The following is a 13,149-nucleotide window of genomic DNA, read 5'->3' as shown; positions in this document are numbered from 1 at the left end:
CGCGGGCGCAGGCGCGGGCGCGGGCGCAGGCGCAGGCACGGGCGCAGGCACGGGCGCGGGCGCCCGGTGTAGGACCAGGTGCCAGAATCCGCAATGGGCCGCGACGCGGGCTTGAGCAACGAATGTCAAGCCGGGGTCGCGGCCCAGAGGACAGCCCGGAGAAGCGCGCGGTCGGTGAGCGGGGCTACAGGCGGTCGGCCAGGGCTCGGAAGGCCTTGCCGCGGTGGCTGATGGCGTCCTTCTCGTCCGGTGAGAGCTCGGCCGTCGTGAGGGTGTAGCCGTCGGCTACGAAGATCGGGTCGTAGCCGAAGCCGCCGTCGCCGCGGGGGGCGCGGATCAGGTGGCCTCGCATTTCGCCGCGGAGTACCTCCTCGCGGCCGTCGGGGTAGACCAGGGCGGCGGCGCAGACGAAGGCGGCGCCCAGGTGTTCGTCCGGGACGTCGGCCAGTTGGGCCAGGACCAGGCGGAGGTTCGCGCCGTCGCGGTCGGGGGTGCCGCTGGGCAGGCCCGACCAGCGGGCCGAGAATACGCCGGGCATGCCGTTGAGGGCGTCCACGGCCAGGCCGGAGTCGTCGCCGACGCTCGGCAGGCCGGTGTACTGGACGGCCTCGCGGGCCTTGAGCAGGGCGTTTTCTTCGAAGGTCAGGCCGGTCTCGGGGGCCTCGGGGTAGGCGTCGACGTCGTCGAGGCCCAGGAGCTCGATGTGGGAGGCCGAGGCCTCCAGGACGCGGCGGAGCTCGACGAGCTTCTTCTTGTTGCGGGTGGCCAGGAGCAGCTTCATCCGGCGATCGCCTTCTGCTGGAGCGTGGCCAGCTCGGCGCAGCCCAGGGCGCCGAGGTCCACGAGGGTGTCGAGCTCGGCGCGGCTGAAGACGCTCTGCTCGCCGGTGCCCTGCACCTCGACGAAGTCGCCGGCGCCGGTGCAGACGACGTTCATGTCGACGTCGGCGACGACGTCCTCCTCGTAGCAGAGGTCCAGGCGCGGATCGCCGCCGATGATGCCCACGCTCACGGCCGAGACGGAGCGGTGCAGGACCTCGGCGGGCTTGCCGGCGAGCTTGCGGTGGGCGGCGAGCCAGGACACGGCGTCGTGGAGGGCCACGTAGGCGCCGGTGATCGCCGCGGTGCGGGTGCCGCCGTCGGCCTGCAGCACGTCGCAGTCCAGGACGATGGAGTTCTCGCCGAGGGCCTTGAGGTCGATGCAGGCGCGCAGGCTGCGGCCGATGAGGCGGGAGATCTCGTGCGTGCGGCCGCCGATCTTGCCCTTGACGCTCTCCCGGTCGCTGCGGGTGGTGGTGGCGCGGGGCAGCATCGCGTATTCGGCGGTGAGCCAGCCCAGGCCGGAGCCCTTGCGCCAGCGGGGCACGCCCTCTGTGACGCTGGCGGTGCAGAGCACGCGCGTGGCGCCGAACTCGATGAGCACGGACCCCTCCGGGTGCATGCTCCACTGGCGAGTGATCGATACAGGTCGAAGTTGGTCTGCTGCGCGTCCATCGGGTCGAGCCATACCGACCACCCTAGTCAAGCCATGGTCACGCGACCTTGCCCGGTACCTCGTCGCTGCGCACGGAGGGGCCGAGCTCGAGGTCCAGCAGATCCAGGTCGGGCGAGCCGTGCCGCCACTCGGACCAGGCGAGGCGGAGCAGGCCGGGAAGGAGGTCCGTCGAGCGGCGGATCACCCACTGGGTGCCCGCGGTGGCCATCCACCATGCCTGCGCCCGCGCGGTCGGGAGCGGGCTGCTCGGCTCGGGCGAGGGGCGGGCCGCGGCGATCCCGTCGGCGGCCGGCCCGTCGAGAAAGCCGCGCGCGGCGATCAGGTCGAAGTACGAGCACGCGAGGAAGCGATGGCCGCGCTCGCTCGGGTGGAGGCGGTCGACGCTCCACATCCGGCGGTCGTACGAGTCGGGGTTGCTCGCCGCGTCGAAGTGCACGGTGTCGTAGCGGGCGGCGATGAGATCGGCGGCCTGGTTGATCTCGGCCATCCGCCGGGCGAGGGGCCGGGCGAGCGGGCCGGGCAGGCCGAACATCCGGCCGGGGTCGGGCAGCCGGATGGTGAGCACCTCGGAGCCGGCGCGGCGAAGGGCGGCGACGGTGCGCTCGAGGTTTTCGGCGAAGCGCGCCGGGGAGAACGGGTCCCGCAGGGTGTCGTTGGTGCCGATGAGCACCGCGGCCAGGTCGGGGGCCACGGCCAGCGCGCGGGGCAGCTGGTCGCGTTCGACGTCGGCGGCCCGGGCACCGCTGGTGGCGAAGTTGTGCAGGCGGACGCCGAGCGCCTCGGCGAAGATCGGCGCCCAGCCCCGCCACGAGCCGTCGGGCATCCGGTCGCCGAAGCCGGCGGTGGTGGAGTCGCCGAGCGCGGCAAAGACGGTCATGGCACAGCCACCGTCGAGGACGAATCATGAACCGCGAGAAACCCGGCGACCGCGGCCGGCCACGAGAACTGTTCCGCGCGGGCCCGGGCGTCGGCTCGACGTGTTGCGACGGGTCGGGCGAGCACTTGCAGTACACCTCCCGCAAAATCGTTGGTGACGGCGACGCCGGCGGCGCCGATCACCTCGGGTAGCGCGGACGCCGCGTCCACGACGACGGGCGTTGCGCAGGCGAGCGCCTCCAGCGCGGCCAGCCCGAAGGTCTCGATCGGGCCGGGCGCGATGACCACGTCCGCGGTGGCGAGCAGCGACGCGACGGCGGTGCGCTCGGCCACGAACTCCATGAAGTGCACCGCGTGGCCGTGGGCCTGCTCCTGCAGCCGGGCGCGCAGCGGGCCGTCGCCGGCGATCACGAGCACCGCGTCGATGCCCCGCTTGCGCAGCGCGACGAGGGCGTCGACCGAGCGCTCGGGGCGCTTCTCCGACGAGAGCCGGCCGCAGTGGACCAGCAGCACCTGGCCGGGCTCGGCGTAGCGGGCGCGCAGGGACTCGTCGTACCGGGACGGGTTGAAGAGTTCGAGGTCGACGCCGAGCGGCACCTGGGACAGATTGGCGGCCCCGATGCGCCGGAACTCGGCGGCCGCCCAGCTGGTCGTGCACACGATGCGGTCGTACGAGCGGAAGCTGCGGGCGTTGAGCAGGTCGGCCCAGGGGTTGCCGAGCGGGCCGGCGAAGGTGAGCAGGCCGGCCAGGCTCTCGTGCGAGACCATGACCGCCGGGATGCCGCGCTCGCGGGCCCAGCGGCCGGTCCAGCGCAGGGTGAACCGGTCGGAGACCTCGAGCCGGTCGGGCTCGAGGTCTTCGAGCAGCCTGGTCAGGCGGCGGCGGTTGAGCAGGACGCGGTAGCCGCCGGTGCCGGGCACGACGGGGCCGGGGATCGTGATGACGCGGCCCTGGGAGGTCATCTCGTCGCAGTAGTCGGCTCCGGGAACGATGAGGACCGGCTCGTGGCCCGCGGCCAGGTATCCCTCGCCGAGGGCGTGCAAGGCCGTGCGCAGGCCCCCGGAGCGCGGCATGACGAAGTTCGCCAGCCGCACTATCCGAGAGGTCATGCCGGGACGGGGACGGACCGGGCGGCCAGGCCGCCCGAGTGGACGTCGACGTAATGCCGGATCAGCTCGTCGCCGACCGCGGCCCAGGTGCGGGTGGAGACCGCAACCCGGGCGGCGACGCCCATCGCCTGGCGCCGCTCCGGGTCGCCGACCAGGGAGGCGACGGCGGAGACGAGGGCGGTCGCGTCGCCGGGTGGGACCAGCAGGCCGGTCCGGCCGTCGTCGACCAGGTCGAGCGGGCCGCCCTGGGCCGGCGCGACCACGGGCACGCCGCTGGCCAGAGCCTCCTGGATGGTCTGGCCGAAGGTCTCGAACGGGCCGGTGTGCACGAACAGGTCCAGGCTCGCGAAGATCCGGGCCAGTTGCGTGCCGCGCCGCTCGCCGAGGAACACCGCGTCCGGCATGGCCCGCTCGAGGTTCGCCCGGGCGGGTCCGTCGCCGACCACGACGACGCGGACGCCCGGGATGCGGCTGACGGGGGCGAGCAGGTCGACCCGCTTCTCGACGGCGAGGCGGCCGACGTACCCGACGATCACCTGCCCCTCGACGGCCACCGCGCGACGCAGGGACGCCGAGCGGTGCCCCGGGTCGAAGCGGGCGGCGTCGACGCCGCGGCGCCAGAGCCAGACGCGCTCGATGCCGTGGCCGTGCAGCGCGGTCGCCGCAGCGGTGGAGGGGGCCAGGGTCCGGTCGGCGGCGTTGTGGATGCGCCGCAGCCAGCGCCAGGCGGCCTGCTCGCCGAGGTTGGACTTGTAGTAGAGACGGGCGTAGGCGGGGACATCCGTCTGGTAGACCGCCACCGTGGGCAGGCCGAGCGACGTGGCCACCGTCATGCCGCGCGCGCCGAGCACGAACGGACTCGCGAGATGGACCAGGTCGGTGCGGTGGGCCCTCAGGGCGGCGGCCAGTCGCCGGCTGGGCAGTCCGAGCCGGAAGCTCCCATAGCCCGGCGTGGCCACCGAGGGCACCCGGATGATCTCGTACGGGAACGAGCCGGTGACCGAGCGCGCCCCGGACGACGGCTGTGGGGCGATCACGAGCGGCTCGTGGCCACGCGCGACGAGGTGTTCGGCGACCCGGACGACGGAGTGGGCGACGCCGTTCACATCGGGCGGGAACGATTCGGTGACGATCGCGATCCGCATGCCATGACCATGAGGGGGGTGTCCATGCATGCGGCCACGATATGTTGGCCAATCGGCAAACGGGTGCCTAAATGTCGTAACGAGCGCCTGGTCGGACGATGTCGATCGGTCCTGAGAAGGCGCTCGATGCGGCCTCCAGCGTGAGTGCCTCGCTGCCCCATGCCGGCACCAGGTGGGTGAGCAGCAGCCGGCCCACGCCGGCCTTGGTGGCGTGCTCGGCCGCTTCCCGGCCGGTGAGGTGCAGGTCGGGCGGGTTCTCGACGCCGTCGAGGTAGCTCGCCTCGCACAGGAACGTGTCCGCGCCCTGCGCCAGGCGGATGAGCTGCTCGCAGGGGGCCGTGTCGGCCGAGTAGGTGAGCACCCGGCCCTGGTGCTCGATGCGCATGCCGTACGTCTCGATCGGGTGGTTGACCCGGTCCACGGTGACCTGCAGGGGGCCGATCGGGAAGCTGCCGGGCTGCAGCGCGTAAAAGGTGTACACGTCGCTGATGGACATCGGCTCGTTCTCCCCGCCGTAGGCGGCCGCGATCCGCTCGGGTGCGGCGATCGGCGCGTACACGGGCAGGGGCGGGAACGGTCCGGCGGGCGCGTAGCGACGGGCGACGATGTACGAGCAGGCGTCGAGCATGTGGTCGCAATGCAGGTGCGACAGCAGGATGGCGTCGACCGCGTACAGCCCGCTGTAGCGCTGCAGCGTCGACATCGAGCCGGGGCCGAAGTCGATCAACAGGCGGAAGCCGTCCGCCTCGACGAGGTAGGCGGAGCAGGGCGCCTCCGGGCCCGGGAAGCTGCCGGCGCAGCCGAGAACCGTCAGCCTCATGATGCTGCCCTCAACCCGCCGTCTCCCGTCTTCGAACGAATCTGTGGATCGCACCGGTCAGGGTGAGGATAGATCCAATCCGCGGACCGGCCGTTGTAGGGCATGGCATGGCCCGTCACGCTGCGCAGCCTACGCCGGACTGGCAGCCCAGGCTGAATGATCGGACGCCAGATGTCGCCAACGTGACACGGTTGCGTCACGCACCACTACCTCCCTCGTTGCACCCAGTGAGCCAGCACCGGGTAAGAGGAGGCCACCTTGTCGGTCTACGTGTCTCGCGTGAAGCAACTGCGCCGGCACCTGCCGAACGCCTTCCGCCTGCCGACGGCGGCCGACCCGCGCCCGGCCAACCGGCAGATCGCCGCCGTGTGCGCCTGGGCGGCCGCGCTGGGCCTCGGCGGCATGGCGGTGGCACTGCGAGCCTTGGTGGGGCTCATCGGGCAGTACCGCGACTGGTACGCCCCCACCGTCATCATCGTGGGCCTGCTGGGCCTGGCGTGCACGATCGCGGCGTTCGCGAGCGTGCACCGCCGCCGGCTGCCGTTCGCACTGCTGGGCGTCGCCTCGGTGACCCTGCTGACCGGCTGGGTCGTCACGGGCCTGTAGGGCCTTGTGCCGTCGGCGCGCCCTCAGGCCCAGAGCTGGCCTTCCAGGGCGCTCTCGGCCTCGGCCAGGGTGCCGCCGTAGGCGCCGGTCGACAGGTACTTCCACCCGCCGTCGGCGACCAGGAACACGACGTCGGCCCGCTTGCCGGCCTTGAGCGCCTGGTGGGCGACGGCCAGCGCGGCGTGCAGCACGGCGCCGGTGGAGAAGCCGACGAACATGCCCTCGACCTCGACCAGCTGCCGGGTGCGTAGCACCGAGTCGCGCGTGCCGACCGAGAAGCGCCGGGTGAGCACCGTCGCATCGTACAGCTCCGGCACATAACCCTCGTCGAGGTTGCGCAGGCCGTAGACGAGCTCGCCGTAGCGCGGCTCGGCGGCGATGATCTCGACGTCCTCGACCTTCTCGCGCAGGTACCGCCCGACGCCCATGAGCGTGCCGGTGGTGCCCAGGCCGGCCACGAAGTGGGTGATCGTGGGCAGGTCGCGCAGGATCTCCGGCCCGGTCGACTCGTAGTGGGCGCGCGCGTTGGCCTCGTTGCCGTACTGGTACAGCATGACCCAGTCCGGGTGCTCGGCCGCGATCTCCTTCGCCACGGCGACGGCGCGGTTGGAGCCACCCGCAGCCGGCGAGAAGATGATCTCCGCGCCGTACATGCGCAGGATCGAGGTCCGCTCGGCGGACACGTTCTCCGGCATGACGCAGACCAGCCGGTACCCGCGCAGCTTCGCCACCATCGCCAGCGCGATGCCGGTGTTGCCGCTGGTGGGCTCGATGATCGTGTCGCCGGGGCGGAGGCGGCCGGAATCCTCGGCCGCCTTCACCATCCACAGCGCCACGCGGTCCTTGACGCTCCCCGTCGGGTTGCGGTCCTCGAGCTTGGCCCACAGCCGCACATCGGCGCTCGGCGAGAGCCGGGGCAGGCCGATGAGCGGCGTATTTCCGCACGCGTCGAGGAGGGACTCGTAGCGCGCCACGCCGATCAGCCCCGCAGGGCGTGCGCGGCGGCGAACGCGAACGCGCCGCCCGCGACCGCGGGCAGGATCGTCACGGAGTCACCGTCGTTGAGCTTCGCGTCGAGCGCGCCGAGGAACCGCACGTCCTCGTCGTTGATGTACACGTTGACGAACCGGTGCAGGCCGCCCTCACCGGTGATGAGCCGGTCCTTCAGGCCCGCGTGGCGCGAGTCCAGGTCGGTCAGCAGGTCGGCGATCGTGTCCCCGGAGCCCTCGACGGTCTTGGCACCGCCGGTGTAGCTGCGCAGGATGGTGGGAATACGAACCTCGATAGCCATGATCTCTTCTCCTCTGGTACGGCATGAGCGTTGGACGACGACGAAACGGACGAGTGCTGCACGGCGGCTGATCAGCTGCCGGTCTGACACTCGTAGTCGACGGTCGCCGGGCTCTGCCCGAAGAGGTAGGTCTGGACGGCGTTCGGATCCACGACTGCATTAACTACCTGAACCGGCTCCTCGGTGATGACCCCGTCCACGATGCGGAACGACCGGATCTCTGTGAGCTCCGGGTCACGGGTGGAGACCAGCAGGTAGTGCGCGTTGGGCTCGCCGGCGAAGGAGACGTCCGTGCGGGACGGGTAGGCCTCGGTCGCGGTGTGCGAGTGGTAGACCACGACCGGCTCCTCGTCGGCGTCGTCCATCTCCCGCCACAGCCGCAGCTGCTCCTTGGAGTCGAACTCGTAGAACGTCATGGACCGGGCCGCGTTCTCCATCGGCACGTGCCGCTCCGGCCGGTCGGAGCCGGCCGGACCCGCGACGATCCCGCACGCCTCGTCCGGGTGGTCCCGGCGGGCGTGCGCGACAATCGCGTCGAGGATCGCGGCGTCGATGGTCAGCACGCCTGACAGCGTACCGAAACCCGAGCGACACTAGCCCGTGACCGCCCTCACGCCATGAGGGCGCCGACGAGCGACTCCTGCAGGTACGTCAGGTACTGGTACACGGACAGCTGCCCCACCCGGGCGGACGTCGGATCCTTCAGGATCGCCTCGTCCAGCTCCGCCTCGATGTCGACGTCGTCGTCCACGATGCCCAGCCGCAGGCCGAGGGTGAGCCGGACGTCGGTCAGCGCGCGAAGCCAGGCCTCCGCCTGCTCCTCGTCGAGCGCCACCTCGCCGCCCTCGACCGGCAGCGCGTCGAGCAGCATCGCGGCCTGCTCCAGCTTGGCCGAGCGCAGATCGTCCTCCGTGTAGCGGCGCAGCTCGGCCGACAGCGCGGGGTCGTCGCGATACACGTCGGGAAACAACCGCTCGATCACCGGGTCGGCGCGGTCGAACCCCTCCGACAGCAGGGTGATCACCTCGAGCATGACCTCGTTGAGCACGGCGGCCTCGCCCGGGCCGAACCGCGCGACGCACGCCTTGCCGGCGCGAACGAACATGGTCACGACTGTTCCACCGTCGCCCAGAGGCCGTGTGCCTGCAACCGTGACGCGTCGTACTCCATGCGCTCGCGCACACCGCTGGTCACGATCGCCTTGCCCTTGTGATGCACGTCGAGCATAAGGCGTTCGGCCTTCTCCTTGTTGTATCCGAACAGCTTCTGCAGGACCCAGGTCACGTAGCTCATGAGGTTGACGGGATCGTTCCAGACGACGGTCACCCACGGACGGTCGGTCTGGGGCACCTCGTCAACCTCGACGTGGGTCTCTTCGATCGGTAGGACCTGCGGCGCCGCCATACCATCATGGTGCCATCAAGCGAGCAGCACGCCATGGTCGACCGCGTCCCCCGCGATGATCGCGAGCGCCTGGCGCAGCTCCGCGTACCGCTCGCCGAGTTCGTGATCGAGCTCGACCTCGACTTCCCGCAGCGCGTGCTGCAGCCAGCGCCGGCAGTCCTTCTTGTCCGGCAGCTTCGGCGGCCCGCCCGGCGCGTGCCGGGGCTGCCACATGGCGTACGACCCGGCGTTGAGCCCGATGCCCAGCGGCGAGAGCACCTGCCCGGCGTCCTCGCCGGCCCCGCCGACCGCGGAGAGGCTGTCCAGCGCCCCGGTGCCGGTGAGCGCGGCGACGCCGGAGGTGGTGGTCACCAGCAGCGCCCGGTGCCGCTCGCGCCCGTCTTCACGCGCGGCGTCGACGGCCCGCCGGGCGGCGGCGGCGATCCGGGCGAGCACGGCCTCGTCCGGCGGGCTGTCCAGCAGCGAGCCGAAGACGGCGCCGATCACCTCGCGGGTGTCGGCGTGCAGCACGCGGGTGCTGCGCACGGAGAGCGCGTGCAGCTGCCGATCGAGCACGCGGGGCAGCTCCGGGCAGCCCTTGCCGGAGCCGAGCTCCTGCACGCAGCGCACGTGGATGGTGGCCAGGTCGATCGAGACGCGCTCCATGGCGGCCAGCCGCCTGGCGCGGATCTCCCGGTCGAGCATTTCCTCCCAGGAATCACCCGTCACCGAGACTGTGGCGGCGGCGACCCCGCCGGTGCGGGTGCCGGCCTGTTCGTCGGCCTGTGCGTCGAACCAGGCCCGCTCGTCGGCCCACGTCTCGAGCATGTGACGCAGCTCGGCGACGCCGAACACGCCCGCGGGGTCGAGCGAGACCGGGAACCAGGGCGCGGTGGCCAGCCGGGGGCCGCGTGAGGCGAGCAGCGCCCGGTTGGCGGCCAGCATCTCCGGCCACTCGTCGTACTGGTCGATGCGGGTGAGCACGAACGCGATCCGCTCCACCCGGCCGTCGGCGGCGCCCAGCATGTCGAGGTCGGCGCGGGTGAGCGGGGCCGCGGCGTCGACCACGAACAGCAGGCCCAGGCCGCCGGCGGCGGCGTCCAGGACGATCTCGGCGGTGGCCGCGTCAGGGCCCCCGCTGCCCCCGCTGCCGGGCGTGTCGACGAGGGCGACCCGCTCGAGCAGGCCGAAGGGGTGCGTGATCTCGATCCGGCGGGCCGGGCGGACCGGGCCCTTGACCGAACTGCGGTCCGGGAACGGGCGCGGCTCGCGGTGCCCGGGCACGAAGGCCCACGCGTCGGCGCGCTCGCCGTGCCGGAACACCAGCCAGGCGTCCCCGGCGTCGATCGGTTCCTCGGCGGTACGCCGGATCAGCGCGTCGACCAGGGCCGTCTTCCCGCCGCGCGGGGTGCCGGCGACGACGGCGTAGGAATGGTGGGACGAATGGAACGGGGCGGTCGGCCGCCGGTGACTCCGGCTGCCGCGAACCGGCATGGCGGACACTGGACTCCCGCTCGTCGTGACGCCGTATCCCGGCGAAGACGTGACAGTCATATCGATCAGCGGCGCCTGCAGGACCCCGAAGCCCATGTGCGACCTCCTTGTGCACGCCCGGGAAGGCCCGCCCGCGCGCAGCTCGCGGGCCATGCGCGGCGGGGCACCGGAACGCTACGTGAACGGACACTTACAGCAGCAGGGTCGGAGCTACTCAACTGGGGTGGAACGCACTACTCAAAGTTCGTGCTTCCGCGGGTACGCCGAGTAATCAACGTATCGATATGCTGCGACTGTGCCTCCCTGGAGTTTTGTCGGCAGAAGCGCAGAACTGATCCGAGTCGCCGATGCGGCCTCCGGTGCGACCGGTCGCGGATTGATTCTCGGCGGCCCGCCCGGCATCGGCAAGAGCCGATTGCTTCGCGAGGGCGTCCAGGCCCTTGACCAGGACAGACTTGCGGTCTGGACGGCGACGGCCAACGCCGCGACGGCCGGCCTGCCGCTCGGCGGCCTGGCCCAGGTGCTCCCGCCGGACCAGCCTGCGGGGGGCTCGCCGGCCGGGCTGCTGCGCTGGGCCGTCGACGCGCTGCACCGCCAGGCGGCCGGGCGGCCGATCGTGGTCGCGATCGACGACGCGCACCTGCTCGACCCGCTGTCGGCCGCGCTGGTGTACTACGTCGCCCGCTCGGAGAACGCGACGGTCATCGGCACCGTGCGCACCGGCGAGACGGTGCACGACCCGATCAGCGCGCTGTGGAAGGACGACCTGGTCGAGCGGATCGAGCTCGGGCCGCTCACCGCGCAGGAGACCTCCGACCTGCTGCAGCAGGTGCTCGGCGGCCCGGTCGACTCGGCGTCCGTGGACCGGCTGTGGCAGCTCTCCCAGGGCAACGCGCTGCTGCTGCGCGAGCTGGTGATCGCCGCGCACGCCGCCGGCGACATCATCGAGAGCTACGGCATGCAGCGCTGGACCGGCAAGGTCGACCTGGCGCCCACCCTCACGGAGGTGGTCGACGCCCGCATCGGCCAGCTCACCCAGCAGGAGCGCGCGGTGCTGGAGCTGGTCGCCTTCGGCGAGCCGATCGGCCTGCCGCTGCTGGTCAAGGCCACCGACCTGGCCACCGTCGAGATCGCCGAGGAGCGGCAGCTGGTGCGGGTCGTCGTGGAGGACCGGCGCACCACGGTCCGGCTGGCCCATCCGCTGTACGGCGAGGTCGTGCGCCGCCGCTGCCCGGTCACCCGGTTCCGGCGCCTGCTCGCCGAGCTGGCCACGCTGGTGGAGGAGACCGGCGCCCGCCGCCGCGACGACCTGCTGCGGGTCGCCGTCTGGCGGCTGGACAGCGACACCGCCCGCGACCCGATCCTGCTGCTCAACGCCTGCCGCCTCGCCTTCGCCACCTACGACATGGCCCTGGCGATGCGGCTGGGCAAGGCCGCCGTCGCGGCCGGCGGCGGGTTCGACGCCGCCGAGACGCTCGCCACGATCCTGATGTTCGCCAGCTGCCCCGACGAGGGCGCGCGCATCCTCGACCAGAACGAGGACCAGATCATCGACGAGGCGCAGCGCAGCCGGTGGCTCGCGATCCGCCACATCACCTCGCAGTGGGGCCTGGGCGACTCGTCGACCGCCGACGAGATGAACCACCAGGCCCACAAGCTCAGCGACCTGCGGGAGCGCTCCCTCTCCCTGTCGGTGGAGTCGACCATGCGCCTGCACCGCGGCGACTATGCCCAGGCGCTGACCCTCGCCCGCACCGTGCTCGACAGCCCGGCGAGCGCGCCCGGGCCCCGCGCCCTGGCCCGCAGCAACATGGGCCACCTGCAGGCGATGCGCGGCATCCCGGTGCAGACGGTCAAGGCGATGGCGTCGCTGGACGCCGACGCCGCCCAGTGGCGGGCCGAGGTGCCGTACATCCAGCTGGGCATCGAGCTGGCCCGCGGCACCGCCATGATCCTCGCCGGCGACCTGGCGGCCGTCGACGCGATCGTGGCCACCGAGTTCGCCGGCATGGCCGACGCGGGCAACTTCCTGCTCGGCTCCGGCTACCTGCAGATCGTCCGCGCGCAGGCGGCCCGGCTGCGCGGGCGCCTGCAGGAGGCCGGCCGCGCGGCGAGCCAGGCCAGCGCCATGCTCGCCACCGGGCGGATCTTCGTGGCCCTCGCCCATGCGGAGCGGGCGCACATCGCCGCGCTGCTGGGCGACGCGGTCGCCGCCGCGAGCGCGTTCACCCTCGCCGAGCAGGCGCACTACCGCTCCATGGAGGTGCTGTACCCGTGGATCGAGGAGGCCCGCGCCTGGGTCGCCGTCGCGTCCGGGGACATACCCACGGCCGCCGAGGTGCTGCGCCTGCTCGCCGCGCGCAACCGCAGCGACGGCTTCGCCGCGCACGAGATGTTCGCCCTCTACGACCTCGCCCGGCTCGGCTTCGCGGCCGAGGTCAACAGCCGCATCGCCCAGCTCGCGCAGGCGGTCGAGGGCCGGCTCGCGCCCGCCATGGCCTGGCACGTGCGGGCGATGGCCGAGGAGGACGGCGGGTCGCTGCTGTCGGTCGCCGACGAACTCGCCGAGATAGAGATGTACCTCTTCGCCGCCGAGGCCGCCGCCGGCGCGGTGACCCTCCTGCGCGGCATCCGCTCGCCACAGACCCCGCGGGCCTCCCAGCGCCTCGCCGAGCTGCGCCTGGAGTGCCCGCACGCCGTCACGCCGGCGCTGGTGGTGCCGCAGCCGATGCTGACCGGCCGGGAGCGGCAGATCGCGCGGCTGGCCGCGGCCGGGGTGCCGTCGAAGGAGATCGCCGATCAGCTGTACCTCTCCTCCCGTACGGTCGACAACCACCTCATGCGCGTGTACGCGAAGCTCGGCGTGACCGGCCGGGCGGAGCTGGCCGCGGCGCTGCGTTCCCTGCCGCCCGAGGAGTGATCGGCGTCCT

Annotated in this window: 14 protein-coding genes; 2 read left to right on the top strand and 12 right to left on the bottom strand. The window is 72.4% G+C overall.

Going from position 1 to position 13,149, the window contains the following annotated elements:
* Nucleotides 1–184: 184 nt before the first annotated feature.
* The 6 genes from rdgB to ACGFI8_RS10420 all read right to left on the bottom strand — a co-directional run bounded on the left by rdgB (nt 185) and on the right by ACGFI8_RS10420 (nt 5,445).
* Complete coding sequence (gene rdgB / locus ACGFI8_RS10445) at nt 185–781, bottom strand: RdgB/HAM1 family non-canonical purine NTP pyrophosphatase (RefSeq protein ID WP_392802720.1); 597 nt, start codon at nt 779–781, stop codon at nt 185–187.
* Nucleotides 778–1,506, bottom strand: coding sequence for a ribonuclease PH (gene rph / locus ACGFI8_RS10440; RefSeq protein WP_392802717.1), 729 nt, complete (start codon nt 1,504–1,506; stop codon nt 778–780). Before rph ends, rdgB begins: the two co-directional genes overlap by 4 nt.
* Before the next feature lie 25 nt (nt 1,507–1,531).
* The gene (locus tag ACGFI8_RS10435) at nt 1,532–2,371 is read right to left on the bottom strand and encodes an SGNH/GDSL hydrolase family protein (RefSeq protein ID WP_392802714.1); all 840 of its coding nucleotides are present in this window, start codon (nt 2,369–2,371) and stop codon (nt 1,532–1,534) included.
* Entirely contained in the window at nt 2,368–3,480 is a 1,113-nt protein-coding gene (locus ACGFI8_RS10430; protein ID WP_392802712.1) for a glycosyltransferase, read from the bottom strand. The genes ACGFI8_RS10435 and ACGFI8_RS10430 overlap by 4 nt, the downstream gene beginning before the upstream one ends.
* Complete coding sequence (locus ACGFI8_RS10425) at nt 3,477–4,625, bottom strand: glycosyltransferase family 4 protein (protein ID WP_392802709.1); 1,149 nt, start codon at nt 4,623–4,625, stop codon at nt 3,477–3,479. Before ACGFI8_RS10425 ends, ACGFI8_RS10430 begins: the two co-directional genes overlap by 4 nt.
* Before the next feature lie 67 nt (nt 4,626–4,692).
* On the bottom strand, nt 4,693–5,445 hold the full coding sequence (locus tag ACGFI8_RS10420; protein ID WP_392802707.1) for an MBL fold metallo-hydrolase: 753 nt from the start codon (nt 5,443–5,445) through the stop codon (nt 4,693–4,695).
* Nucleotides 5,446–5,703: 258 nt separating this feature from the next.
* Between ACGFI8_RS10420 and ACGFI8_RS10415 the strand changes: the two genes are divergently transcribed.
* On the top strand, nt 5,704–6,051 hold the full coding sequence (locus ACGFI8_RS10415) for a hypothetical protein (RefSeq protein WP_392802704.1): 348 nt from the start codon (nt 5,704–5,706) through the stop codon (nt 6,049–6,051).
* A gap of 23 nt (nt 6,052–6,074) precedes the next feature.
* Here ACGFI8_RS10415 and ACGFI8_RS10410 read toward each other — a convergent pair whose 3' ends face one another.
* From ACGFI8_RS10410 to ACGFI8_RS10385, 6 genes are all read right to left on the bottom strand, one after another.
* Nucleotides 6,075–7,025 (bottom strand): PLP-dependent cysteine synthase family protein, encoded by a 951-nt coding sequence (locus ACGFI8_RS10410; RefSeq protein ID WP_392802702.1) that lies wholly within the window; start codon nt 7,023–7,025, stop codon nt 6,075–6,077.
* A gap of 5 nt (nt 7,026–7,030) precedes the next feature.
* Nucleotides 7,031–7,342 carry a MoaD family protein gene (locus tag ACGFI8_RS10405; protein WP_392802699.1) on the bottom strand — a complete coding sequence of 104 codons (312 nt, stop codon included), beginning with the start codon at nt 7,340–7,342 and terminating at the stop codon, nt 7,031–7,033.
* Nucleotides 7,343–7,413: 71 nt separating this feature from the next.
* A complete protein-coding gene (locus ACGFI8_RS10400) occupies nt 7,414–7,905 on the bottom strand; it encodes a Mov34/MPN/PAD-1 family protein (RefSeq protein WP_392802696.1) in 492 nt (163 codons plus the stop codon).
* A 47-nt stretch (nt 7,906–7,952) separates the two neighbouring features.
* Entirely contained in the window at nt 7,953–8,447 is a 495-nt protein-coding gene (locus ACGFI8_RS10395; protein WP_392802905.1) for a DUF2017 domain-containing protein, read from the bottom strand.
* A gap of 2 nt (nt 8,448–8,449) precedes the next feature.
* Nucleotides 8,450–8,746 (bottom strand): ATP-dependent Clp protease adapter ClpS, encoded by a 297-nt coding sequence (clpS, locus tag ACGFI8_RS10390; protein ID WP_344620051.1) that lies wholly within the window; start codon nt 8,744–8,746, stop codon nt 8,450–8,452.
* A 15-nt stretch (nt 8,747–8,761) separates the two neighbouring features.
* Nucleotides 8,762–10,315 carry a hypothetical protein gene (locus ACGFI8_RS10385; RefSeq protein ID WP_392802693.1) on the bottom strand — a complete coding sequence of 518 codons (1,554 nt, stop codon included), beginning with the start codon at nt 10,313–10,315 and terminating at the stop codon, nt 8,762–8,764.
* A gap of 199 nt (nt 10,316–10,514) precedes the next feature.
* Here ACGFI8_RS10385 and ACGFI8_RS10380 point away from each other — a divergent pair, with 199 nt between their 5' ends.
* The gene (locus ACGFI8_RS10380) at nt 10,515–13,139 is read left to right on the top strand and encodes a LuxR C-terminal-related transcriptional regulator (protein WP_392802690.1); all 2,625 of its coding nucleotides are present in this window, start codon (nt 10,515–10,517) and stop codon (nt 13,137–13,139) included.
* Nucleotides 13,140–13,149: the final 10 nt, after the last annotated feature.

It is taken from the genome of Dactylosporangium sp. NPDC048998, assembly GCF_043197855.1.
Lineage (GTDB): Bacteria > Actinomycetota > Actinomycetes > Mycobacteriales > Micromonosporaceae > Dactylosporangium.
Note: the sequence above shows the minus strand (reverse complement) of the source record. Positions and strands in the feature narration are given on the sequence as shown.

Coding starts and splice junctions, on each gene's coding strand:
- rdgB (WP_392802720.1), bottom strand. CDS start 781: ATGAAGCTGCTCCTGGCCACCCGCAACAAGAAGAAGCTCGTCGAGCTC.
- rph (WP_392802717.1), bottom strand. CDS start 1,506: ATGGCTCGACCCGATGGACGCGCAGCAGACCAACTTCGACCTGTATCG.
- ACGFI8_RS10435 (WP_392802714.1), bottom strand. CDS start 2,371: ATGACCGTCTTTGCCGCGCTCGGCGACTCCACCACCGCCGGCTTCGGC.
- ACGFI8_RS10430 (WP_392802712.1), bottom strand. CDS start 3,480: ATGACCTCTCGGATAGTGCGGCTGGCGAACTTCGTCATGCCGCGCTCC.
- ACGFI8_RS10425 (WP_392802709.1), bottom strand. CDS start 4,625: ATGCGGATCGCGATCGTCACCGAATCGTTCCCGCCCGATGTGAACGGC.
- ACGFI8_RS10420 (WP_392802707.1), bottom strand. CDS start 5,445: ATGAGGCTGACGGTTCTCGGCTGCGCCGGCAGCTTCCCGGGCCCGGAG.
- ACGFI8_RS10405 (WP_392802699.1), bottom strand. CDS start 7,342: ATGGCTATCGAGGTTCGTATTCCCACCATCCTGCGCAGCTACACCGGC.
- ACGFI8_RS10395 (WP_392802905.1), bottom strand. CDS start 8,447: ATGTTCGTTCGCGCCGGCAAGGCGTGCGTCGCGCGGTTCGGCCCGGGC.
- clpS (WP_344620051.1), bottom strand. CDS start 8,746: ATGGCGGCGCCGCAGGTCCTACCGATCGAAGAGACCCACGTCGAGGTT.
- ACGFI8_RS10385 (WP_392802693.1), bottom strand. CDS start 10,315: ATGGGCTTCGGGGTCCTGCAGGCGCCGCTGATCGATATGACTGTCACG.